The following is a 23,939-nucleotide window of genomic DNA, read 5'->3' on the forward strand; positions in this document are numbered from 1 at the left end:
AAAAATGAATAATTATTACTACCTTCTATTCTTATTGTTCCATGAAAATAGTCGTACTAACATTAAGGTAATTATGTTCAAAATCCTATTATATCAATACATAACCCTAATTAGTCCAATTCCCCCAAGTCATAACTTTCCTATACTTGGAAATAAAAATAATCACAAAGTCATACATAGAATTGGTTTATTATACAATAATCTATGATTCATTCTTTTTCTACATTTATTTTAGACTAACGTATTGCGAAAGTCTTACAAACGTTTCTGTTATCCAGTAAAAAATGCCCAAAAGAAAAAAAGCCCTATAAGGACTTTTATCTTTACAAATTAAATATAATACCCATTAATGAATAGATAATAATCGTCGAGAACATGATTGTCATATAGATAAGCGAATAGATAAATAACATTTTTGCCCATTTCTCCGAATCTTCTTGTCTATAGGCAACAAAACTAATAATTAACCAAATTCCGCCAAGTAATAAACCTACTAACATAAGGCCAATACTTAAAGATCCTAATAGAAAACTTGCTAACATCATAATGATCAAGTAAATATTTGTTTGCAAATAGGTTCTTTTAATACCTTTTACGACAGGTAACATCGGGACACTCGCTGCTTTATAATCATCATGTCTTCTTATTGCAATAGCATAAAAATGTGGCATTTGCCATAGAATTGCAATTACAAATAATCCAAGAAGAGCCGGGTGCGTAATGTCAGGATAAATTGCAGCCCACCCAATTAAAGGTGGCATTGCTCCGGACAAGCTACCAACCTCTGTATTATAGACCGTTCTCCGTTTAGTCCACATCGTATACGGTACTATATATAAAAACAGACCCATAAATCCTAAAAATGCCGATAATAAAGTTGTAAAAGAAAGTGCTACTATTCCTAATACCGCCAATACAATAGCAAGCCATATCGTTGCTTTTATACTAATGGCGCCTGTTACTGTCGGTCTTACCTTCGTTCTCTCCATTACCGCATCAATATCACGATCATACACATTATTAAAAGCACCTGCAGCGCCAATAATGAAGGCTGTACCGATAATCGCCAGAATCATCTCAGGAATTTTGTCTGTAATCTTATACTCATACGTGTACATCGCTAATGTTAGACCAGCAAACATCGGAACAAGATTAGATTTAATAATTCCTGTTTTTAAAGTTTTATCCAAAGTAAGTTTTAATTCCTTAAAGTTACTCATACTACTCTTTATATTCCCTTCTATCAATCCCACAAAAACTTTAGGACTATATTCCCTTTAACACTTCTACTATTGTAACACTTCTTTCTATTTTTTTCTTGCAAAATTAGTACTATTTATTGAACGAATAGATATGAAAGAAAATTCTATTTTTCTCTCTCTAATCTAGTTTAACTTCAAAATTAGGATGGTTAAGGAACTGGAATAGCAGATCAATTTGTGATTTCGTATTTCTAGCTTCCGATAATTCTGGTATTCTATCTTGTGAGAAAAAACTAACTTCACTAGTCTCCACACCTGTTTCAACCTTTCCACCTTTTATTTCACATTGAATAAAAAGTTTATACACGTGATAAACAGAAGGTGGATGGGGATGACATTTTTTATCCAATACCGCTAACAACCTATTAGCCTCTACGTCTAAACCTGTTTCTTCTTTTACCTCTTTTACTACAACTTCGCGTGGCGACAAGCCTATATCAGCCCACCCCCCAGGTAATGCCCATTTATTATCAGCTTTTTCTTTTACCATCAGTAACTGCTTATCACGAAAAATAACTCCTCGAATATCAACCTTTGGCGTTCTATAACCAGTTTCATTAGCGAACAGATTGCTGATAATTTGTTTATCTGTAAGTGTGTGTGCAGCTAGCATCTCATGACTAATTCTCCTAACTTCTTCAAATCGTTCTATGTCATATACGTCTTTTGAATACGTTATTCCATTCTGAGCAATTGCTTGAAGTTCTTTTGCCCATCTTAGCCAATTTGGCTCCATTGTATCACCCTTATTCTATCAGCATATAAAACTAAAAAATATCTTTTGCATCCTTTGGCAATGCTCGTACCCTTGCTAAATACTTCATCATGTTTTGATCGTCTGTCTCTACATAGTGAAAGGACTCATGATTTGCTACTTCCCTTGCTAGCAATCGGAATAATTCACAGGTAATAACTAGCCCGTCCCAAGTATTCTCATAATCACCGTCCGTGTACGTACGTCGATACATTTTCCAATATTCATCTGGAAGATACCTCTCAAAGTACTTCCCCATTTTACCAGGAGAGATTTTATAATCATGGTTCATTCCAATCCACCAGGAAACCACTTGATTAAGTCGTGGACGAATTGCCAGTTCATACATCTGTTTGGCGTACGGTAGCTCCTCTCTCCATAATCCTTTCGCGACATTCTGTATACACCACCAGAAATCATTACAACAACTGAAATACTCCGCTTCAGAAGGCTGCTTAACCCAGTAATCCTTATCCGTTGCTGGTGGTATTTCCGGTAACCAACCATCCTTGTCCAGTAGAGGAATGGTAAGACTATCCGCTTGATATGTCGTTAACATGAATTCTTTTGTTTGAAGATGTAAATCAATACGGTTTCCGTCTGTAAATAACATCAAATAGCCATAGTTCTGACTTAAATCCACATCAGCTCCAAGTGCTTTATCATTTCTCTCAGGCTCCTGGATCATTAAAAATTCTCCAAATTGATTAATCCAATTCTGATCCATTACAAATGAATTCACGTCTGTTACAACAAAAACAACATCATAGTCTTGAAAAATATCCTTTGGAGCATTCACGTTCGTCCTTGAACCATTCATATACACTGCACGTATCCGCTCATCTTCCTTTGCTACCTGTAAGATTAATTTGACCATCTCTTGTTCTGTTCTCATTCAATCAGCTTCCCCTAATATTATCCATTTTATTTAAATAGTTATACTATTTGCATTATAGTCTACATACATAGAAAAAGCGACAGAATGCTCTGTCGCTTACAGGTTATATTATCCCAAACAAATCTAAAAATACTCGAATCGCAAGCAAAGTAACGACTAACAGAATAAATCCGTAGATGATATTTTGTCTCGTATTATTTATCGCCGATCCAAGAACTTCCTTTTTATTACATAGAACGAGAACAATCCCTGCCACTATTGGCAGTGCTAGTCCATTTAAGGCCTGAGCCGTAACGATAATCCCAATCGGAACAGCTTCGAACATCATAATAATGATAATGGGTACAAGACTTGTTACAAGCATTATTACCCTACTTCTAGTCGCCTTAAAATCTTCTTCTTTACCAATTGACTCATTCATCAGCATACAAGCTAATGAAATTTGGTATAGGCCAGAAGAGAAGCCAGCTGCCCACAAGCCTAAAGAAAATAATACTGCAGCATATCTACCCAGTAATGGGTTTAGCTGTACTGCCATATCAGCTGCACTTTCTACTTCAATCCCTTGTGTATACATGACAGTACCAGCACATACTAAGATAGCTCCTGTAATTAATGCTGTAGCTGTCATATTTAACCGTAAATCAAATTTGGAAAGTTTTAATTCACGCTTAGTAGAGAGGTTATTTGCATTCTTATATTTGGATTTTGTGAAAGCGGACAAACCAAGGACAATATTTGGTGCATTGTTGTAGCAAGGAGTGCTAGAACTAACCAATATTCTCCTCCTAAAGTTTGAAAGGAAAAACCAACTGTTACCAGATCTCCTAAGTCTGGTCCCGAGAAAAAAGCGGTAAGGACAAATGCCAGTATCATCAAGGCAATGAGGACCTTATTAATATTCTCTAAAATTTTATATACGCCAATCCAAGTTATCACTAGTGCAACCAACGACATCGATAATGCCCATACTGTTAAAGAAATATCTGGAATAAAATAATTCAACGCCAGTGCAGCACCTGTAAAATTACCAGCCTGAAACGCAATTGCACCAATTAAGCGGTTATAAATAAAAATATCGAAACAGGCTTACCGATATAATCTCTAACACCTTCCATGATCGAAATCTTTTTTACAATCGTAATTCTGGTTGCTGGTTCTTGATAAAAATAGGCAAAAATACAAGCAAGTATGATGATCCATAGAGCTTGATAACCATACGATGAACCGGTTACGGACATGGTTGTTATCGTACCAGGCCCAATAATTCCAGCGACCACAATCGCTGCTGGACCTAAGCCTTTCATATAATCCTTAAAGGAAATACGTTCATCCTTGATCGTATTATTACTATTATTATTTCCATTAACCTTCGCCTTTGACCCAGGCATCAAATTCCCCCTTTTTAAATTTTGTCGGGTATTATTCTCGCATAAATCATCAAATTATTCCACTATGATGCCATCATTTCGTAGTATTACCATAGCTTATTCAACTTATTAATCGATAAAAGCTGTCATTCGTAAAAAAATCCTCGAATTTAGCAGGAATCGGTAGTTTTATCACGAATACAATCTATATCAATAGAAGTGGGTGAGAAAATGAGAGCATTATTAGTTATCGATGTACAAAAGGGAATTGTAAATTTGCAGGATTTCACAAAAGAACTACATGTAATAGAAGAAGTAATTAAAGACTTTAAAGAGAAAGAGGACCCTGTTTTATTCATTCAACACTTCGACCAACATGAAGAAAGTCCTCTTCATCCAGAATCTGAAGGATCACAGCTTTATCCAGGTCTAAAGGATTATGCTGACTATATCGTCCAAAAGGAAACACCGAGTGCTTTTTACAAAACCAATCTGGAGAGCATATTGAAAGAACTTCAAGTAGATCAATTATTTATTACTGGCTTTAATACAGAATATTGTTGTCTATTTACCGCTATCGCAGGCTATGATCGGGGTTATAACGTAACTTTCCTAGAGGAAGCAACCGGAACAGTTAATACTGGAGAAACATATGAAATGAATGATTTAGATATCCGTGATTTTATTGGTACCATCCTACACTGGTCGGAGACAATGGAAGTACTTGATTATGAGGAGTATGTTGAGCAATATAAGTAAAAAAATAAAAAAGTTCTTCTCATAAGAGAAGAACTTTTTCTATTAATTATAATTTAACAACGTTAGCTGCTTGAGGTCCACGGTTACCTTCTGTAATTTCGAAAGATACTTGTTGACCTTCTTCTAGAGTTTTGAAACCGTCGCCTTGAATTGCTGAGAAGTGTACGAATACATCGTCTCCACCTTCAACTTCGATAAATCCAAAACCTTTTTCTGCGTTAAACCATTTTACTGAACCTGTGTTCATTAAGAAAACCTCCATGTGCTTTATGCACGTTATTACTAATTTCAGTTCAAGATGCTAATTCAAGACGAAGATAATGACTAGAAAGTTATTACATATATCTTGTAATCCTAACACGAACATCAATAAGTTAATATTAGTATACCACGTTTCCGATAAAAACTATACCTTTTTTTATAAAATATCGTAAACATTAAATGGAAACCATTATGTTCAACATTTTCATTGTATTTCCAGTAAGCATATTTGCTGAAGAAATTAAGAAGTAAAACTGATAAAGTTCTTTCGGCTTCACTATCCATCTACTCGTTCACAGCTGTTTCTAATTTGTTCTGTAATACTTTTACAAACCTTTCCGGTTCATCCACCCGAATAGCAACCCTACTGTATTGTTTTTTAAATCCCATAATTAATACAACTTGTGCCGGTTTTCTTAATTCAAGTATGACGGTAGGATTTACTTTTTCTACGTCATGAGGAATAAAGTCAACCGTCTCTTTCACTTTCTCTTCATCAAGTTCTTCGGTATGATGGATTATTCTTTCTACATTAGACCATTCCAACTCCATACGCTTCATCAAACCTAATGACACATATAACTTTTCATTCGCAACCAGTGTGGGGTTTAACCGAACAGCCTGGATATCTCCTAGTAAAAGAATAACACCGTAAATATTAAAAATAAGGAGTACAACAGCAACTACTGGTGAAATATTATGTAACCACCAATGGATCCCAATGGACTCAATCACAATGGCGTGGATAAGCATTATTCGTAACGCTATATAACTAGACTTTTGATGTAAAGTAAAAGTGGATTGGGTCAATTTAGGCTGCTTCCTCCAGCTTGCAAAAGCATAATAAAACATAAGCATTTCAGAACATATTATGTGGATAATGGGGGCGTTATTAACCTTTTGCTGTACTGCTTGATGGAAAGAAAATAACACTGGTAATGTGCTGTGTTTTACCAGTTTTATTATGTTGGGAATATAAACGAATAAAGATATCAATATACTTAACTCGATTAGAATTAATACCCCTTCTGCCATAAAACCGATCCATGTTATAGCTGCAAAAGGTTGTAAGTATTGGAAGGGGATAAGAAACCTAGTAAGAATTAGTCCTATTGCAATTGCACTAACAATATACTTCCAGCTCCACTTCTTAAGCCAAGCAATAAAGAGTATAGGGGATACAATAGCTAAGTCAATGATAGAACCGATTACTACTCCATTTGATTTTTCCGGAATGATCGACACACCGAATGTAGTATGATAGAGCAACATATTGGAACTGAGTATTAACAGTAGCATAACTAGCCAACCATGTCGCACTAATTCTCGACTTAAGGACATTCGAAAACCTTCCTTCAACATAAAATGAAGATTAATCATGGGGATGATCTAATTATATTTTAACAAAATTCTAGATATTTAGTATGTATAAATAAAAAGTTATCTTATAGTCAAAAAGATTTCTTGTAAGAATCAAGTTCAAAGAAAAAAACCCGCTTAAAGTAAGCGAGTTTCCTTTTATTCAGCATCAATAACTTGTTTCATTAGTTTCATTTTACCGAGAATTTCGGATTCACGATGTGCTAACATAATTAACAAATCACCATGTGTTTCTACATGTCCATAAGGAACTTTAAATTTTACATTTGATTTCCAAAACAAATCATCAAAATTATTGATTCTGATTTGTTGTTCCTCCAATTGTCCGATTAATTCCTCTAATGTCGGGACTTCAACCGACCAATCCGCAACCGCAATATCAGAACTAAATAGCTCATTATAATGGCTTGGTAGTTTTTGAGATGACTTTTTAACGAACAGCAATTTTTCGTTCATTAATAAGGTATTTCCAATATACCAACGAATTGTATTTTCAAAGTACTTAGACTTTCGATCTACTAAATCTTCATCTAACTCACGGATAAAGGTGAGTAAAGATGTTCTACTCAGGTTAAATTGCTTTAAAAATGACATACTTGCTCCTCCTATCTAGAATTATTATAAATAAAAAACAAGTTTTATTCAAGTTTAATTCAAATAAAAGAGATGTGTCTAATGAACGACACATCTCCAGCATATTTATTGAATGGTAACCTTCACTCGTCTTACTCCCCATTTTAGGGCTTCCGCACGAGTTGGAACGAATACATCTATCTTATTCCCTTTAATTGCACTACCAATATCTCCAGCAATAGCATAACCGTATCCTTCTACATAAACAACAGAACCGAGCGGTATTACTGATGGATCGACTGCAATTACTTTTGTGTCCGGGTTCGCAATTAAATCTATCCCTGTATGGGTAGTTCCGGAGCATCCTTTACAATCTGCAGTATAGGCTGTGGCTGTTACCGTAAGCGTTTTTTCACTGACTTGATTTAATGTATCTTCATTAGTGTCTTTGTCACTATTTTTCTGCTCACGTTCTGCACTCTCTTTTTTGGCTTCTTCTTCAGCCTTTGCAGCTGCTTCTGCTTCGGCTTTCGCTTTTGCCTCAGCTTCTGCTTTTGCCTTAGCAGCAGCAATTTGTTCGCGAACTTTTGATTCCATCGAAGCTAAACTATTATCTTCTGATTTTAAATTCTCAATCTTAGCTAATAGCTCAGTTTGTTTCGACTCAAGTGAATTTTTTCTCTGCTCATTTTGTTGCTTTTGTTCTTGTACTTCTGCTAAAGCTTTTTCTTGTTCTAGCTTCAGTTCATTTAAGTGATCAAGTTTATTTAATGAGAGTAATTGCTTTTCTTCCACTGCTTTCATATCTGCCTCTAATTGGGCAATTAAATCTGAATCGGATTTAGTAATTGTATTTACCATCGTAATACGACTAATAAAGTCACTAAAACTTTGTGCTCCGAACAATACTTCCAGATAACTAATATGTCCACCAGACTTTTGATAAGAAGAAATTCTATCTTCTAATAACTTATGTCGTTTAGCAATATTTTCATCTAATTCTTGAATTTCTTTCTGAAGCTGCGCTATTTCATCAACCGTATTATGTAGCTTATCTTCCGTTTCATCGATTACTAATTGTTTTTTAGAAATTTCTTCTTCTACATCGCTTATCTCTTTATTTAGGTTATCAATTTCAGACATAATAGTAGAAATTTGTTTTTCTGCACCTGAAAGATTCTCTTGAATTTGTTCACGCTGTTTTTTAATTTCTTGTAAATCATCTTTTTTATCATCAGCTAAAACATGTGTACTAAATGAAATACCAAAAATAATTGTAATAGCTAAGGTAATTACAGTTAATTTTCTCAACTTTTTCCCCTGCTCTCCTATAATCTAGTAAATACATACTTTAAATTAAAGTGTACCATTACTAGATTTCAACCTCATTAGCAGGATATTACAATTACATTTCATAATTTAGTACCAATCGATTAGTTGGGATTCATTACCGAACACATATAGTGTATTCTATCTCTGCATAAAATAGTCGGGACACAACCTGGTGTTAATATGACAACAGCGCTCCCAACAATAGTTGTCTTTTCACTTAACACCTTCGTTATGTCCCAGTCTAGTTCTCTATTTAATATGCACCTTCCACTGCACCATCTTTTACATCTTGTGGTACTTCAATGGAATCGATATTATTCATGTTTTTATATTCGGATTTGACATGCTGTACCATATCAATTGTCTCGCCTTCCACCGTCATAGACATTTCCATATCCATGTTGTATCTCTTTAAGTCATAAGTTTCCTTGTCAATAACCATTTCAATATACAGATTCTTTATTTCCATATCCTTAAAAAGCTGTGATAAATCACCTAGCTCTGCAGTTAATTCTTCTGGAAGATATTCGTCTAGCATTTCTTGAGAAAGTTCTTTAAAGCCTTCCCCATCAGCAGTTAACTTAAATACATACTCATTATCTACTTGATCAAACTCGAAATCTTCTACATATTTTTCCATCATATTTAGTTGTTCAGACACATCTGGCTGGTTTGCTGTAACTGTTTCAAGTGGAATCATAGAACTATCCATTTTAACCCACTCTCCTGTTAAGGATTCAAACATATACATTTCACCATCAACTAGATACATCTCTGTTTCCATATCTAATGGTACTTCACTACCCAAACCTGGAATGTCCATTGACATGGACATAATTCCCTTTTGATGCATTGCGATCGGATCATTTATGACGGAACCTTGCAAATCACTAGTAATTGTTATCTTTCCTTCATCACCCACAGAAAGCTCTTGATCCAGCTTAATACTTACTTCCGCACTTTCCATGTTTTCAGATGCTTCCAGTGCCTTGTTAAATACATTTTCTGCGTTTTCTCCACAAGCAGCTAGCCCGATAGAAACCATTACTAGAAAAACCGTTACTATCCACTTTTTCAAAATAGTACATCCCCTTTATAAATATTTATTACGTCTAATCATACGACAAATATCTATAAAGGTTTCACGAAAAACAGTAAATGCTCCTAATTGATTCAAAAGGCCTATAAACAAAAAGGAAACTCCAATTATAAAATGGAAGTTTCCTTTTCTCATTACGGTATATCATGAATATTTTGTTGTGCTTCTTGGACTTGCTGTCTAATATCATGTAAATCCTCAAAAGCCTGCTGAAACTGCGAATTGTCTGTTGCTTCTGTTCCAGCTTGGTTTTGTAAATTTCTTAGTTCATTTTCTGTTTGGTTCAGTAATTGTTCTGCTTGCTCTAATCGTTGTAAATCTTGCCCTTGAGCTTGTAAGACAGAAGCCTGGGCATCTTTTAACATTTTACTTGCCTGCTGTAGTTTCTCATGCATATTTACCTGTGCCAAAATAAGTAACCCTCCATTATGCTTGAACTAGCTAAAACTTCCTTTATATAGTGTTCCAAACATTACTGCAATTATGTGTAAGCAATCTGGATATTTATTTTTAACAGACAAAGACAAGAAGTAAATAGGGACAAGCAATTTAAGGGCCTATTTTTCAGGAATTACACAACCATCATCTGTACAAACAGTTGCTAATTCCTCTCCTAATTTTTTCAATTTAGGCTTTGGTGCTTCTTCTTCCCAAACTTGATTAATGGCACTTAAGAATAATTCTGTCGGTTGTGCACCTGAAATCGAGTATTTTTGATTGATAACAAAGAATGGTACACCAGTTGCACCATATTGTTGTGCTAACATTTCTTCATTACGTACCTCACTAGCAAATCTCTCCTGATCCTCTAAAACAGTTACGACCTCTTCTTTCGTTATATCGACAGAATTAGCAATCTCTACTAACATATCATGGTCACTAAGTAATTTACCTTCTACAAAATATGCGTGAAGCAATTGTTCTGTCAGTTCTTTCCCTTTTCCAATTGTCTCTGCATATTTTGTTAACCGATGGGCATCGAACGTATTGGTAGGCTTCATTGTATCAAAATTATATTCTAATCCAACACTCTTCGCTTGCTCTCCAATCCCACGATTAGCTTGTTTAGCCTCTTCTACACTCATTCCATATTTTTTTGCTAAAGCTTCATGAATCGAAACCCCTGCATAGTTTTGTGCGATAGGGTCAAGTTCAAAGCTTTTATATTCAATTTCTACTTGATCACGATTAGGAAATTGTTCAAGTGCACTTTCTAATCTACGTTTCCCTATATAACAAAATGGACAAACAAAGTCGGACCATACTTCAATTTTCATTATAAAACTCCTTCATTTTCATTACTTTTTATTACTTAATTGACTAGCTCTTCTATTTTGAACTAGCTAAGAAATCCTTTTTTAAAATAGCATACATCAGTAAGTCATCAAATTTACCATTACCATATTCATAATTTCGTAACAATCCTTCGCGAAGAAATCCATGTTTTTCTACTAAGTGGATAGATGCCAAGTTAGCTGGTTCTATTAGTGCTTGCACCCGTTCCAGCTCCATTGTTTCAAAACCGTATGCTAATACCGCCTGCAATGCTTCACTTGCTATACCCTTCCCCCAGTATTCCTGGTTTAACTCATAACCAATATCCACGCGATGATGCATTGGTACCCAATTAAGAAAGCCCAAGCTTCCAATAATCTTATCTTCATCTTTCAGTGTGATTCCCCATCTGATACCCATTTGTTGTGTGAATATCTTATTATACCAAGCTATTTCATCAAGTACTTGTTCCGTCGAAACGAATGGTGGTAATCCATAATATTCCATAACATCTGGATCTTGCAAATAGGTTAGCATATTCTCTGCATCCTGCACTTCTATTTTCCTTAGTCGTAATCGTTCTGTCTCCATTACTGGAAAGCTTGTATGGACTTGTTTCATCAAATTCCCCTCCGTTTTATAATAGATGCATCATTTTCTCCGCTTCATCCCACTTCACACTAAAACCTGCTCCTTTAGCACAAAATACCGAGGATGACGTATATTCTGGATCGGCATCTTTATCATAAGCTATTCGCTCAATAATTTCTTTCTCATTATGACATTGGTCATACCCGGCAAAAGTTAGTGCCATACTGCCCTTCCCCTTTGTAAAAGAAGCAAGTTTCATCGGATAGTCCATAAATGTAGCTACTGGTACCTGACCAGTGATAACAGCTTTCTCTCCCTCAGTCACCGGTGCTTCAAAACGACCATGTGCGGCCTGAACATCGGATATAACCCTTCCCATTTGGTCTATATCCACCTTGATTTTAAAGTGATAATACGGTTCTAATAATACATTCTCCGCCTTCTCTAACCCTTGTCTAATTGCTCTAAAGGTTGCTTCTCGAAAATCTCCTCCATGAGTATGTTTCGGATGAGATTTACCAGTTAACAGCGTGATCTTTACATCTGTTAATGCCGATCCAGTTAACAATCCATGATGTTCACGCTCAAACACATGTTGTTTAACTAAGTTCTGTAATCCAATCGATAAGTGATCGGTGTGACATTTACTATCAAACAGGATACCACTATTCCGTTCTCCAGGCTCTAACTTCAAGTGCACCTCAGCATAATGGCGGAGCGGTTCAAAGTGCCCATAACCGATAACCTCAGATTTGATGGTTTCTTTATATATGATTTCAGGTTTTTCAAATAGAACCTTGAGACCAAAACGTTCCATAACAACTTGTTCCAATACTTCAAGCTGAATAGTACCCATTACATGGATATGAATTTGTTGAAGTCGCTCTTCCCAAGTTACTTTTAGGGACGGATCTTCGGCATCTAACATATTAAAGTACGCTAAGGCTTCTTTCACATTGACATGTGGTTCAAATACAACGTTGGAACGAAGCGTAGGTACTAATTCATATGTGTTTCTATCCGTAATCGCCCCAATGCCGTCCCCTATATTCGTCCTGGTTAGACCAGTTACGGCAAATAGCTCTCCTGCTTTGACTTCAGGAACAATTTCAATATTACTTCCATTTAACTTCCGTATTTGAGTTATTTTCTCTGAAATGATTTGCTCTTGAATTTTATAGGTCGCTTCATCGCGCACCTTCAGTCTTCCACTTAACGCTTTGATAAATGTTACCCTGGTACCTGAATTATCATAGCGTATTTTATAGACTCTTCCTGAAAACTCACCTTCACTTTTATATGCTGTCGATGTCAATAAGTGAAACGCATCTAAAAATTCCTTTATACCAACATCATGTAAAGCAGAGCCAGAAAACACAGGGAAAATCGTACCATTATTTATCATTTGTTGTATCTTTTCAAGCCATTTTTCTGCGTGATAGCCATTCTCCAGATAATACTCCAATAACGATTCATCACGTTCTGCTATAAATTCGATAACACCCTCATCTAATACCATACCTTTTTCAAGTGAAGATAATTCGATTATATCTTCTGTAAAATATAGCTTCATATCTGCTATTACCCGATTAACATCTGCCCCAGTTCTGTCTAGTTTATTAATAAAGAAAAAGACGGGAACGTGATGTTTTTGTAAAAGCTTCCAAATCGTCTCTGTATGTCCTTCTATCCCTTCAACTGCACTAATGATGACGATGGCATAATCCATCACTTGTACAGCTCGCTCCATTTCTGGAGAAAAATCAACGTGTCCAGGTGTATCAATAAGGTAATAGCTAGAACCCATATAAGAGAAATAGCCTTGATCAGCAAAAACTGTAATTCCCCGCTGTTTCTCTATCTCATGACTATCGAGAAAGGAACTTTGATGATCCACTCTCCCCCTATTCTTGATTGCCTTCGTATGGTATAGTATTTGTTCTGAAAAGGTGGTCTTACCAGCATCAACATGAGCAAGGATCCCAATCGTTTTATTCATTTGAATACTCCTTTATAAGCTACTCGCAGCATATTATATCAACCTACCTAGAAGTAACTAGCTCTTTTATTTCAAAGAAAAAGCATTAGGCCTTACCTCCCAAGATCTGTTAAAATCCATATTCCGCTTCTTTCTCTTCACGAATCGTATGGAAAGCTTCCGCTAATACAACGATATCTTCTACTAACCGATCAATTCGTAGTAATACATCGTCATTTGTAATTTTCTTTTGATAGAAATCCTGTTCTTCTATAAATACATAGGTCTGAACAATATGAGCTTTCATATAGGACAAGATTGGTTTTATTTGTTGCTGAGCCACTAAGAAATGCTTCGCTGAACCAGCAGTGACAATCAACCCGACAATTTTATCTAAAAAAGCGTTCTCAGGTAGTAAATCAAAAATATTCTTTAAAGGGGCTGGAATGGAAGCTTGGAAAATGGGAGTTCCTATGATTACTATATCCGCAGCCATAATTTTTTCGACAACATACCCGGTATCCCCATCATACTCTAAATAATTCCGACCATCACTGAATTGAATATCATAATCTTTTAAATCTAATAATGTAACCTCTGCATTAGGATTGTTATCTATCATTCTTTTTATCGTATATTCCATAGCAGTTCTTGTTTTCGAACCAGTGATAGAACCGGATAACCCGACAATTTTCAAACTATGCTTCCTCCTTATTCCGGTACAACTATATAATCGTTTTATTGTAACGTTACTTTGTTATAGTTCATTTATCACAAGTGAGATTATTTCTCACTTACTATAGTCATAGTACACCAAACCAGAAAATGATAGCTAATAAACTGCTTAAAATCCAGCTTAATAACAAAGAAAGACAAACCATAGCTTTAAAACTACTTTATTCTACAGATTTAAAAACAGCATACTACAAAAAATTTAGCATAAAGAAAAAACCGAATGATGAGCATGGACCCCGCTCCGGTATCATTCGGTTTTACATGTAAATCTTTAAAATATGTCCCAGGCTCTTTCCCAATTTAATATAAGCCAAACCAATATCCGATTGCTGCACCGATATAATTACCAATAACATATCCCAATGTGCCGATGATTAATATTGGAGCAACAAGCTTCGTCCACCCTTTAGAAATAGCCATTGCAGCCGCAGTTGTCGGACCACCAATATTAGCATTGCTTGCTAGGACAATTTCCTCGAGATTAAATTTAAATAGTTTACCAAATACAAAGGAGATTATCATATTTAGCGTTACCATAATAAATACTAATACAAATAATAATGGCGCATTTTGTAGAATAATTGGAAGTGACGCTGGTACCCCAATAACAACAAAGAATATATAAATTAAATATGTACCTATCTCTTGGGCACCTTTAATATTTTCAAAGAAACGTGAGAATAGCGTGACGGTAATTAACGTTACCGTTGTTAACATTAAATATTTATCACCCAAAAATCCATTTAAGGCATGATAAGCAAAGTTTGCATTCTCTCCAGAAGGTATAAGGGAATCAAATAACTCAGCCAGTTTAAATGATACAGCAACTAAGGTAAACGCAGAACCGACTGCAAGACCAATATCCTTTAATGAAATCTCTTTTCTTTTCCAATAAGAAGCTGCTAAATTTTTCTCATCTTTATCTGCTGATTTTTCTATCATTTCTTGGTATGGAGCATGGTAACGTTTACGAAAGAACGCTAAAGTTGGAATTACCATCAAAATTAAGAAGTATAGTGCCATCATCAGGTTATCAGCAACAACCGTAGAGGATAATAAATCTCCAGGAGTTTCAAATCGTGCGGAAAGTCCTGCTAAGTTAACACTTCCACCAATATACGAGCCTGTCATCATCCCTACTACTTTATATAAATCTGGAATGAAGTCTTTTAATAGAAAGAATCCTACTATGGCCCCTATGACTGTTCCTATTGAACTTATTAGAAATATAACTAATAATCTGCCGCTTTCATTCCATATTTTTAATATGTTCGTTTGGAAAAGTAATAATGGAATAGCTAAAGGAACTACATAAGCCCAAACCGTATCATATACCGGTGAATCAGTTGGTATTATGTTTAAATTAGCTAATACCATAGCTCCAACTAATGCGGTTATTGCTCCAGATACTTTCGAAGCCCATTCATATTTCTGCTCTAAATAAATACTAACCCCTGCCCAACCTGCTAAAAACGCCCATAATATCCACGAATCATCCGGTTGAATTAATGAATAAATCATGTTAACTACTCCTTTTAGTCCTTATAATATGAATAAATTATACCCTATTCACAACGAGGTCGCTAACTATGAAACTATTAGGATAGTTTCATGTGGAGTAGCAAATAAAAAAAGGCTGCCACACAATTTTTCATCATGTGACAACCTTTTCTTTTCTAATTAGTTTTCAATTACTTCTTTACGGTTCTTTTTAAACAGCTTCGATAAAACTTCATAAACAATTGGTACAATGATTAGCGTTAATAGGGTTGAGCTTGCTAAACCACCAATTACCGTAATCGCAAGTCCTTTAGAAATTAACCCTCCACCTGCACTTCCAAATAACATAGGGATAAGTGCTCCGATGGTTGCTATTGCTGTCATTAGGATTGGTCGAAGTCGAGTTGCACCAGCTTCGAGTATTGCATCTCGCATTCCCATTCCCTCACGTTCCATATGAATGATACGATCAACCAGTACAATAGCATTTGTTACGACTATACCAATTAACATTAGTAATCCCATCATTACTGTTACAGAGATAGTTTCACCTGCGATTAATAACCCGACAAATGAGCCAATAACTGCAAATGGTAATGAGAATAGGATCGCAAATGGTGCAAGTCCTTCACCAAATGTTACCACTAGGATGAAGTATACAATAAGTATCGCTGCAAGCATTGCAAAGCCTAACTGTGTAAAGGTTTCTTCCATATCCGCTGTTACACCTGCAACACCAGTTGTAACACCTTTAGGCAGCTCTAGTTCACTTATCTTTTCATCTACCTCAGCAGAAACTTTCGATATATCATCATAAATAATGGTACCATCAACCGTTGCGTAATATTGACCTTCACTACGTGCAAGCGTATTTAACGTTGTACCTTCCTCTACGGTTACTAACTCAGATAGTGGCATCATAGTACCAAGAGCCGTTTCAATTTCGATATTTAACATTTCTTCAATTGATTCTGGCTGTTGAATTTCTTCATCATGTTTTACGATAACATTAAGGTTAGTACCGTCTTTTTCAATAGTTGTTAAAATATTGTCTGTTCGGTTAGGGTTTAACGCCATATAGATTTGACCCGTTGTTAAACCATATTGGAGAAGCTCCTCTTGATCCACTTTAAACGTGTACTCTACGTAAGATTCTTCTTTACTTGAGCTTACGTCTTTTAATCCATCATTTTCTAGCATTACCTCTTCTACCATAGATACAGCTTCATTTAGATTATTTAAATCTTCGCTATATAAGGTGTAGCTAATTTCATTGGAAGAAAAGGCCATAGCAGAGAAGTTCTGGCTCTTCCATTCCCCTGACTGATCAATATTAAAGACATATTCTTCTATTTCCTCGCGTACTTCAGGGAAGTTCTTCATATCTTCATCAAAGATGAGGTACATTAATGCACCTCCACCACCCGTCATCATAGCAGATTCCGAGCTGCTGTCATCAATCGATAATTGAACAATTTCAATATCATCACGGTCAAGCATTGCTTCCTCAACTTCCGTTACATTCGCAACGGTTTCATCCTTTAGTTCCCCAGTAGCAGGAGTGTAGGTTAGGTACATGACCTTTTCCTCTTCACTTCCTAAGAAGCTAAAGCCAATTAGTGGTGTTAATGCTAAACTACCAACTAACATAATTACAGCTACTGCTGATGTAATAAACTTATGATTTAATGTCCAACGTAGGATACCTTTATACCAGTTTCCTAACTTACCAACTTCTTTATGTTTAATTTCTGTTTTCTCACCATATAGTTTTTTCTTAAATAAGAAATGAGATAGTGCTGGTACAATAGTGACCGCAACAAGTAGCGAACCACCTAGAGCAAATGTCATGGTCAGTGCAAACGGCATGAATAACTCACCAACCATACCACCTACAAAGATAAGTGGCGCAAATACTGCAACTGTAACTAATGTCGAGGACGCAATTGGTTTGAACATCTCAAGTGTTGCTTCACGAACCAGTGCACGACCATTTAGTTTTTCTTCTTTTAAATGTAATCGCCTGAATATATTCTCTACAACAACGATAGAGTCATCTATAACACGTCCAATGGCAACCGTAATCGCCCCGAGTGTCATTATATTAAGCGTAATATTCATCCAGTTTAATAGCATTAGTGCAATAAAGATGGATACTGGAATAGAAATAATCGAAATGATGGTTGATTTGAAATCGCGTAAAAACAGTAGAATGATAAGAACCGCAATTAACCCACCAAATACTGCTTTTTCTACCATTGTAGCGACAGAATCCTCAATCGGTTTACCTTGATCCAAGGAAACATCCACCAATAGCCCTGAGATATTAGACTCTTCTTCTTCCATTAAATCCTTCACACTATTTACAACATCAACTGTATTAGCATTTTGCCCTTTTACTACCTGCACGGCAATTGCGTTTTCACCGTTAGTACGGGAAATAGATTGAACTTTACCTACTACTTCAACTGATGCAATATCACTTAATTTCACAAAAGGTAGTGGTTGTGTTTCAGAAGGTGTTACCGGAATTAACATGTCCTTTAATTCATCCTCAGACATGAACTTTCCATCAAGAGCTACAGCTTGCTCTCCTTCTTCAAACTCATAAAGTCCTAGTGATATAGCCATATCACTTGCTTGAATCATTTGCTCAACATCATCTTCTGTAATGCCAAGACTAGCCATTTTTTCGTCATCATATCGCAATTCAATTTCTTCAATATGTTGACCAGTAATGGTGGCAGAAGCGACACCATCTATCTTTTCAAGCTTCGGTAGAATAATATCTTCTACTGTAGAGGTTAGCTCCACAATATCTTCCGTATCACTACTAATACTTAATGCAACTACAGGCATCATATCCATACTAATAGCTGTAACGGTTGGTTCTTGAGCATCATCAGGCAATGTCACATTATCTAGTGCAGAATCTAATGCCCGCTTTGCCTCATTCATATCTATCCCATAGTCATATTCGATTTGAATACTAGCCATATTGGCATAGGAATTAGAATAAACCGCCTTTACGTCTTCTAAATTCTCAACTGTTTTTTCAATTGGAATCGAAACTTCCTCCATTACCTGTTCAGGTGTCGCACCAGGATATACTCCTGACACCATTAAGTAAGGAATAGAGATATCAGGAATCATTTCTGTTTTCATACGAGAACCAGAATATATTCCGGATACAATAATAATAATTGTCAAAAGCCAAACTGCTAGCTTATTTTTTATTACAAAGTTGACAAAATTCTTCACGCTTACACCTACCCTAATTTGACTTTATAAACTCACTCCCCTATACTAATGACTGTTCAGTCAGTTTGTCAACCATATGCTATGTAATTTAGGAGAGTTTTTACAAATGAATAAAAAACAATTAATTATGGAGAAATCAATAGAACTTTTTGCAGATCAAGGAATCAAACAAACTTCCGTACAACAAATAACCGAATACTGTGGTATATCGAAAGGTGCTTTCTACCTATCATTTAAGTCGAAAGACGAGCTTGTTCTTGCGATTATCGACCGTTTCATGCAACAAATCACCGCCGATATTGACTATGTGGTCAGAACTACTCATGCTAAGGATATTCTTTATCAAATTTTCCATATGATCTTTAAAGCATTTTTACAGCATCGAGACTTAGCGAAGTTTCTCATGATAGAACAGAATCACTCCCTTAATAAAGAATTGCTAACTAAAATGCAGTATTATCATAAAATAGCTGATAAGACTTTTCTAGAAATGCTAGAAAGGATATATGGTGAGAGCATAACCGAAATCAAATATGATTTAATCTATGCAATAAAAGGATTAATTAACGGCTATGCCGATATTGTCATATTTAATAATGGTAAGCTTGACCTTGATTTAATTGCAACATCACTAGTTGAAAAAGTAGATATCCTCGCTAAAAATATAACCACGCCTTTTATTACGTTAGAAACGAAAGTAATGTTTCAAGATTTTTTAATAGAAGACATATCAAAAGAAAAACTCATCTCTATGATAGACACATCCCTTAAGGAAATAGAAGAATCTATTGAAAAAGAATCCTTAATGACATTAAAACAACACCTTATAGAACCAAGCTATAATCGAGCGATTATTAATGGATTAATTGAAAACATTCGTAACCACCCAGATTGTAAATGGCTATCCTATTTATTAAGGCGATATATAAGTTAGATATTTAAAAGTACTGTTCCATTACAGTGCTTTTTCTTATCCTCCGCCTTAAGTCTGGAGACAATTTAAATGAATGTAATCGAATTTCGAGACTAATTATTTGTTGAGGGAAAAAATTAGGTTTCACCGACTTGGAGCTTTATTATGAGAAACATTCAAGCTTTTGTTGCTCCATATTTAATATTCCGGTGACTTTTCGCTTGCGGCAAATGAACTATATGTGAAGGATGGTAAACCCGTAGGACCGACTAATCAAATGACAATTGCCGGTAATTTCTTTGAGCTATTAATGGATATTGAAGAAGTGGGTAAAGACTTAGAATTCTCTCCAATGGACTATTATGGCTATATTGGATCTCCGTCATTAAATTAAAATAAAGAGAAAGCACAAAAGAAGCTCCGGAAATATCGGACGGGCACTTCAAGAATACCTAGCGGGAAAACCTATCAGTGTAAGAGAACCATTATGTTTTTCCCCCAAGTGTCGCGCCTATTTCCGGGGCTATTGAGCTACATCAAAATACAATGTTGGGCGTTGATTATCTTTTGAAATTCCATACACGCAAGTTAACCCTATACTCATTCCCTACCTAGTTCCATTTCTTCTAGGAACTGATACATACTATTATCATCAAGAATCCGGTAGGACTGATAATCCGCTAAATAGAATGCTATATATTTATCATAAACCGTGACATCAAAATCGCTCTTCCCTTTTATTCTTAGCCGATAGTAATTATCCCGATTTTCATGATGAATTGGTCGCTCCCGATATTTCAATTCATGTAACTCATGAAATATTTCACGAATCAAATTAGCATCATCTATCGTACCTTCTCTTTTCACCGTTGTTTTATTCCATAACTCCTTTTCTTCCTCGTTCCAAGCCACATGTTGAACTTCTATCTGTTCAACGGAATCCATGTCGATATAACCATATTCTTGTAACGCCTCTTCAAACGTTACTGTTTGTAAGGAGATAATAAGAATACCAATAAAGATTACAGCAAATGCACTTGATTCTATGATAGAAATGATATATTGCTTTTCCTCTGGCTCATATTTCCATTCCATATAAGCTTCGAAAATAGATAATGCAAACAATGATCCTATCATGATATAGATAAATCCATAATTAAATTCAAATGTAAATGCAATGATTGAGAGAACAAAGAGTAGAAAAAAAATACGCCTCCCCGATTTGTGCGTATGATTAATTGGTTGATATTCCCCCCAATCAGATGGTATTGCAAATAGTTTGCGAGTGATAAATTTAACAACATTGAAAAATATACCTACTATAACTACAAATAGAATAATATTACTTATCATTCTCCTCACCCTTTATATACTGAATATTAACAATAATATATCACATTAACATTTATTTGTTAATTAACACAAATTAATGATAGTATAAATTCATAAACTTAGAACAAAGGAGATTATGTCGATGCCAATTAGTGAGGGATATATAGAAGTAACTGGTGGGAAAGTTTGGTATCAAATCCATGACCAGCAAACGGATAATGCCCCTGTTCTTATCTTACATGGTGGACCTGGTTCCTCTCATTGGTCCTTACAAGGGTTAAAGGAACTAGCAAGTGTACGACCTGTAATACTATATGATCAGTTAGGGTGTGGGAAGTCAGACCGACCAGAGGATGATTCATTATGGAATATTGATAGATTTGTCCATGAAGTGAAACAGTTAAAAGATGGGCTGGGCGTGAAAACATTACATATTCTTGGACACTCTTGGGGAACAACATTGGCTGCTGCATATTATTTAACATATCCTGAGGATGTCGCAAGTATTATCTTTTCTAGTCCATGCTTAAGTGCTCCGATATGGGCAAAAGATCAAGAGCTAAATCTGCAAAAGCTACCACTAGAAATACAGACCACCATAAAAGAATGCGAAGAAAATGGGATGACTGACTCAGAAGAATATAAAAAGGCAACTAAAGTATTTAATGATCATTTTGTATGTAGATTACCGGAATCGGAACGACCTGATTTTCTTAAAGAAGGAGCTAAATATAGAAACTACAAGATTTACAATATCATGTGGGGTGCATCTGAATTTCATGTTGCTGGTAACCTAAAGAACTTTGACTGTACAAAGGAATTACATAAAATAGCCGTCCCAACCTTATTTACATGTGGTCGGTTCGATGAAGCAACACCTGAGTCAACGGAGTACTTTAGTAGTCTAACACCGAACAGCAAGTTTCATGTTTTTGAAAATAGTGCTCACATGCCTTATATCGAAGAGCCTGATGAATTTCTTCGCGTAACAAAAGCATTCTTAAGTTAATGTTATATAAGAGATTGGACTAGTCCAGTCTCTTATCTTGATTTAAATAAAAATAAAAAGATAGTCTCTACGATCCCCTCTCCTGCTACCACTGCTTTCCTCAGCTAGTTTCATATACATTCATCGTATACATATCGTCATCCGAGAGTAAGAAACATTCAGACATTTTAAACATAATAGCCTCTATAAAGTGATAGATTTTCTATCACATTTATAGAGGCAAACAATTTAAGGTTATTTCGATAATTCCCTAAGTGAACTACTCACCACTTAATTTTAAGCAAATTTGAAGTGGGCGCTTCTTAGTTCCACGACGAAAGCAACCTTTCATCTCCCTAAGCGTTACTTCCCGTTGTTCCAACGGTAGATGTCCAACGAAATGGAAGTTCTTTCGGTACCTTGATTATTTTACGAGTGGAAGGGTGACGGGCTTGGTTTTCGCACTGTGTCTTTTTTGTCCACTCAACCTTATGTAATCACTTCTAAAAGAACGTATCATAAGGTTATTTTAGCACAATGAACATATGTTCGTAAATACTTTTTGGGCCATTGCCCAACCGAAATTCATCTCCCCCTTATCGTTGGTGTTACCACACCTTCACTCTCTTGAAGAGGGAGACTTCTTTCGGGAGTAGTTAAAATAAATTAAATCTGGTAACCAATCATGTAGGTTTGTAAAGTTATAACCAAGTGTCTTGGCCTTTTCATTGCTTAATGTCCATGTTTCTTGAATAGCATAAGGAGATTCCAACTCGTTGTTGGTCGTAATGATTACTTCTTTTCCAGTCTTCTCAGATATAAGTTGCATTAGATTCTCCATGGTAATAAAGCCATTGGCACTAACATTAATTGGTCCTGTATAGTTTGTTTCAGCAATCCAAGCTAAAAATTCTCCAGCTTCTTTTTGATGAACAAAGCACATTTCTGCTTTAGGATTTGGGAAATAAACTTCCCTTCCCTCTTTTGCACTTTCCACATAATGTACTAATCGTTTTGTATAATCCTGTTCCCCCAGAACAATTGGGATTCGCATTGCTACAACTGGAAAGGAGACTTTTTGAAATAAATAAGCTTCTGCCTGACGTTTTCCTTCTTGATACGTCACTTCTTGCCTATCTACCATTTTCAACTCGTAAGAATATGGATCAAAGACTTTTTCATCCATGTTCATCCCATAATCGTAAACAGACAATGTGGATGTAAATACATAACGCTTCATTTTCCCCTCCATGGCATTGGCAATAATTTCTGCATCATTGGAAGAAAAACAAAGCTGATCGAATACAACATCCCATTTTTTCCCTTGTACGGCTTCCCGAATGGAGGCTTCGTCAAAGCGATCTACCTTCAATCGTTCTACCTTATCCCCAAACGAATCTTCACTCGATTGTCTAGTAGCGACTGTAACCTTCACACCATTATCTAATAATTTTTCTATTAAATTCACACCAAAGAATCTAGTTCCCCCAAATACTAAAGCAGATTTCATCTAGCTATCCCCTTTCTCAATCTCGTGAGTCCATTATGGGATAGGAATAGAAAAATAACAAGAAAGATACATTCGCATTAGTAAAAAATTCATAAAAATTAATGGCAGTTACAATTAAATTTATATCCGTTCATTTCCAGTACAAGGTCTATACCTGCTCAAGAAAGC

21 protein-coding genes and 2 pseudogenes are annotated in these 23,939 nt (G+C 35.6%); 4 read left to right on the top strand and 19 right to left on the bottom strand.

Features of this window, described 5'->3' with window-relative positions; translation table 11 throughout:
* Positions 1-323: 323 nt before the first annotated feature.
* The 5 genes and pseudogenes from cyoE to MKY78_RS01530 all read right to left on the bottom strand — a co-directional run bounded on the left by cyoE (position 324) and on the right by MKY78_RS01530 (position 4,305).
* Positions 324-1,220 carry a heme o synthase gene (cyoE, locus tag MKY78_RS01510; protein WP_339215653.1) on the bottom strand — a complete coding sequence of 299 codons (897 nt, stop codon included), beginning with the start codon at positions 1,218-1,220 and terminating at the stop codon, positions 324-326.
* A gap of 160 nt (positions 1,221-1,380) precedes the next feature.
* On the bottom strand, positions 1,381-1,998 hold the full coding sequence (locus tag MKY78_RS01515; protein ID WP_339215654.1) for an NUDIX hydrolase: 618 nt from the start codon (positions 1,996-1,998) through the stop codon (positions 1,381-1,383).
* A gap of 31 nt (positions 1,999-2,029) precedes the next feature.
* Positions 2,030-2,911: an aminoglycoside 6-adenylyltransferase gene (locus tag MKY78_RS01520; RefSeq protein WP_339215655.1), complete on the bottom strand. Its 882-nt coding sequence runs from the start codon at positions 2,909-2,911 to the stop codon at positions 2,030-2,032.
* Between the two features lie 106 nt (positions 2,912-3,017).
* Positions 3,018-3,692 carry a divalent metal cation transporter gene (locus MKY78_RS01525; RefSeq protein ID WP_339215657.1) on the bottom strand — a complete coding sequence of 225 codons (675 nt, stop codon included), beginning with the start codon at positions 3,690-3,692 and terminating at the stop codon, positions 3,018-3,020.
* Positions 3,575-4,305 (bottom strand): annotated as a pseudogene (locus tag MKY78_RS01530) (Nramp family divalent metal transporter). Before MKY78_RS01530 ends, MKY78_RS01525 begins: the two are co-directional and overlap by 118 nt.
* Positions 4,306-4,515: 210 nt before the next feature.
* On the opposite strand from MKY78_RS01530, the gene MKY78_RS01535 reads away from it, so the two are divergent.
* On the top strand, positions 4,516-5,043 hold the full coding sequence (locus MKY78_RS01535; protein WP_339215659.1) for an isochorismatase family cysteine hydrolase: 528 nt from the start codon (positions 4,516-4,518) through the stop codon (positions 5,041-5,043).
* Positions 5,044-5,089: 46 nt separating this feature from the next.
* Here the strand turns inward: MKY78_RS01535 and cspD are convergent, their stop codons facing one another.
* The 12 genes from cspD to MKY78_RS01595 all read right to left on the bottom strand — a co-directional run bounded on the left by cspD (position 5,090) and on the right by MKY78_RS01595 (position 19,028).
* Positions 5,090-5,290 carry a cold-shock protein CspD gene (gene cspD, locus MKY78_RS01540; protein ID WP_339215661.1) on the bottom strand — a complete coding sequence of 67 codons (201 nt, stop codon included), beginning with the start codon at positions 5,288-5,290 and terminating at the stop codon, positions 5,090-5,092.
* Between the two features lie 299 nt (positions 5,291-5,589).
* Positions 5,590-6,645 carry a beta-carotene 15,15'-monooxygenase gene (locus MKY78_RS01545; protein ID WP_339215663.1) on the bottom strand — a complete coding sequence of 352 codons (1,056 nt, stop codon included), beginning with the start codon at positions 6,643-6,645 and terminating at the stop codon, positions 5,590-5,592.
* Positions 6,646-6,822: 177 nt separating this feature from the next.
* Entirely contained in the window at positions 6,823-7,278 is a 456-nt protein-coding gene (locus MKY78_RS01550) for a DinB family protein (RefSeq protein ID WP_339215665.1), read from the bottom strand.
* A 105-nt stretch (positions 7,279-7,383) separates the two neighbouring features.
* Positions 7,384-8,568 carry a 3D domain-containing protein gene (locus MKY78_RS01555; RefSeq protein ID WP_339215667.1) on the bottom strand — a complete coding sequence of 395 codons (1,185 nt, stop codon included), beginning with the start codon at positions 8,566-8,568 and terminating at the stop codon, positions 7,384-7,386.
* Between the two features lie 274 nt (positions 8,569-8,842).
* Entirely contained in the window at positions 8,843-9,667 is an 825-nt protein-coding gene (locus MKY78_RS01560) for a DUF6612 family protein (RefSeq protein ID WP_339215669.1), read from the bottom strand.
* A 155-nt stretch (positions 9,668-9,822) separates the two neighbouring features.
* Positions 9,823-10,083, bottom strand: a complete 261-nt coding sequence (locus MKY78_RS01565) for a hypothetical protein (RefSeq protein WP_339215671.1) — start codon at positions 10,081-10,083, stop codon at positions 9,823-9,825.
* 162 nt (positions 10,084-10,245) lie between these two features.
* Positions 10,246-10,965: a DsbA family oxidoreductase gene (locus MKY78_RS01570; protein ID WP_339215673.1), complete on the bottom strand. Its 720-nt coding sequence runs from the start codon at positions 10,963-10,965 to the stop codon at positions 10,246-10,248.
* 52 nt (positions 10,966-11,017) lie between these two features.
* Complete coding sequence (locus tag MKY78_RS01575) at positions 11,018-11,584, bottom strand: GNAT family protein (protein ID WP_339215675.1); 567 nt, start codon at positions 11,582-11,584, stop codon at positions 11,018-11,020.
* A 16-nt stretch (positions 11,585-11,600) separates the two neighbouring features.
* The gene (locus tag MKY78_RS01580) at positions 11,601-13,553 is read right to left on the bottom strand and encodes a translation factor GTPase family protein (RefSeq protein ID WP_339215677.1); all 1,953 of its coding nucleotides are present in this window, start codon (positions 13,551-13,553) and stop codon (positions 11,601-11,603) included.
* A 109-nt stretch (positions 13,554-13,662) separates the two neighbouring features.
* A complete protein-coding gene (locus tag MKY78_RS01585; protein ID WP_339215679.1) occupies positions 13,663-14,229 on the bottom strand; it encodes an NADPH-dependent FMN reductase in 567 nt (188 codons plus the stop codon).
* Between the two features lie 338 nt (positions 14,230-14,567).
* Positions 14,568-15,788, bottom strand: a complete 1,221-nt coding sequence (locus MKY78_RS01590) for a DUF819 family protein (protein WP_339215681.1) — start codon at positions 15,786-15,788, stop codon at positions 14,568-14,570.
* Positions 15,789-15,947: 159 nt separating this feature from the next.
* Positions 15,948-19,028, bottom strand: coding sequence for an efflux RND transporter permease subunit (locus tag MKY78_RS01595; protein WP_339215682.1), 3,081 nt, complete (start codon positions 19,026-19,028; stop codon positions 15,948-15,950).
* Between the two features lie 106 nt (positions 19,029-19,134).
* Between MKY78_RS01595 and MKY78_RS01600 the strand changes: the two genes are divergently transcribed.
* Together MKY78_RS01600 and MKY78_RS01605 are read left to right on the top strand one after the other, a co-directional pair.
* Positions 19,135-19,962 carry a TetR/AcrR family transcriptional regulator gene (locus MKY78_RS01600; RefSeq protein WP_339215684.1) on the top strand — a complete coding sequence of 276 codons (828 nt, stop codon included), beginning with the start codon at positions 19,135-19,137 and terminating at the stop codon, positions 19,960-19,962.
* 196 nt (positions 19,963-20,158) lie between these two features.
* Positions 20,159-20,335, top strand: a pseudogene (locus MKY78_RS01605) (metallopeptidase TldD-related protein); the annotation flags it as partial.
* Between the two features lie 206 nt (positions 20,336-20,541).
* Here the strand turns inward: MKY78_RS01605 and MKY78_RS01610 are convergent.
* The gene (locus MKY78_RS01610; protein ID WP_339215685.1) at positions 20,542-21,294 is read right to left on the bottom strand and encodes a DUF4181 domain-containing protein; all 753 of its coding nucleotides are present in this window, start codon (positions 21,292-21,294) and stop codon (positions 20,542-20,544) included.
* A gap of 121 nt (positions 21,295-21,415) precedes the next feature.
* Between MKY78_RS01610 and MKY78_RS01615 the strand changes: the two genes are divergently transcribed.
* On the top strand, positions 21,416-22,282 hold the full coding sequence (locus MKY78_RS01615; RefSeq protein ID WP_339215686.1) for a proline iminopeptidase-family hydrolase: 867 nt from the start codon (positions 21,416-21,418) through the stop codon (positions 22,280-22,282).
* 598 nt (positions 22,283-22,880) lie between these two features.
* On the opposite strand, the gene MKY78_RS01620 is transcribed toward MKY78_RS01615, so the two are convergent.
* Positions 22,881-23,771 carry an NAD-dependent epimerase/dehydratase family protein gene (locus MKY78_RS01620; protein WP_339215687.1) on the bottom strand — a complete coding sequence of 297 codons (891 nt, stop codon included), beginning with the start codon at positions 23,769-23,771 and terminating at the stop codon, positions 22,881-22,883.
* Positions 23,772-23,939: the final 168 nt, after the last annotated feature.

The organism is Ornithinibacillus sp. FSL M8-0202 (genome assembly GCF_037975285.1).
GTDB classification, from domain to species: domain Bacteria; phylum Bacillota; class Bacilli; order Bacillales; family Amphibacillaceae; genus Ornithinibacillus; species Ornithinibacillus massiliensis.

Excerpts from the sequence above, each read along its gene's own strand:
- cyoE (WP_339215653.1), bottom strand. The coding sequence starts at position 1,220 with ATGAGTAACTTTAAGGAATTAAAACTTACTTTGGATAAAACTTTAAAA.
- MKY78_RS01515 (WP_339215654.1), bottom strand. The coding sequence starts at position 1,998 with ATGGAGCCAAATTGGCTAAGATGGGCAAAAGAACTTCAAGCAATTGCT.
- MKY78_RS01520 (WP_339215655.1), bottom strand. The coding sequence starts at position 2,911 with ATGAGAACAGAACAAGAGATGGTCAAATTAATCTTACAGGTAGCAAAG.
- MKY78_RS01535 (WP_339215659.1), top strand. The coding sequence starts at position 4,516 with ATGAGAGCATTATTAGTTATCGATGTACAAAAGGGAATTGTAAATTTG.
- cspD (WP_339215661.1), bottom strand. The coding sequence starts at position 5,290 with ATGAACACAGGTTCAGTAAAATGGTTTAACGCAGAAAAAGGTTTTGGA.
- MKY78_RS01545 (WP_339215663.1), bottom strand. The coding sequence starts at position 6,645 with ATGTCCTTAAGTCGAGAATTAGTGCGACATGGTTGGCTAGTTATGCTA.
- MKY78_RS01550 (WP_339215665.1), bottom strand. The coding sequence starts at position 7,278 with ATGTCATTTTTAAAGCAATTTAACCTGAGTAGAACATCTTTACTCACC.
- MKY78_RS01565 (WP_339215671.1), bottom strand. The coding sequence starts at position 10,083 with ATGCATGAGAAACTACAGCAGGCAAGTAAAATGTTAAAAGATGCCCAG.
- MKY78_RS01570 (WP_339215673.1), bottom strand. The coding sequence starts at position 10,965 with ATGAAAATTGAAGTATGGTCCGACTTTGTTTGTCCATTTTGTTATATA.
- MKY78_RS01575 (WP_339215675.1), bottom strand. The coding sequence starts at position 11,584 with ATGAAACAAGTCCATACAAGCTTTCCAGTAATGGAGACAGAACGATTA.
- MKY78_RS01580 (WP_339215677.1), bottom strand. The coding sequence starts at position 13,553 with ATGAATAAAACGATTGGGATCCTTGCTCATGTTGATGCTGGTAAGACC.
- MKY78_RS01590 (WP_339215681.1), bottom strand. The coding sequence starts at position 15,788 with ATGATTTATTCATTAATTCAACCGGATGATTCGTGGATATTATGGGCG.
- MKY78_RS01600 (WP_339215684.1), top strand. The coding sequence starts at position 19,135 with ATGAATAAAAAACAATTAATTATGGAGAAATCAATAGAACTTTTTGCA.
- MKY78_RS01610 (WP_339215685.1), bottom strand. The coding sequence starts at position 21,294 with ATGATAAGTAATATTATTCTATTTGTAGTTATAGTAGGTATATTTTTC.
- MKY78_RS01615 (WP_339215686.1), top strand. The coding sequence starts at position 21,416 with ATGCCAATTAGTGAGGGATATATAGAAGTAACTGGTGGGAAAGTTTGG.
- MKY78_RS01620 (WP_339215687.1), bottom strand. The coding sequence starts at position 23,771 with ATGAAATCTGCTTTAGTATTTGGGGGAACTAGATTCTTTGGTGTGAAT.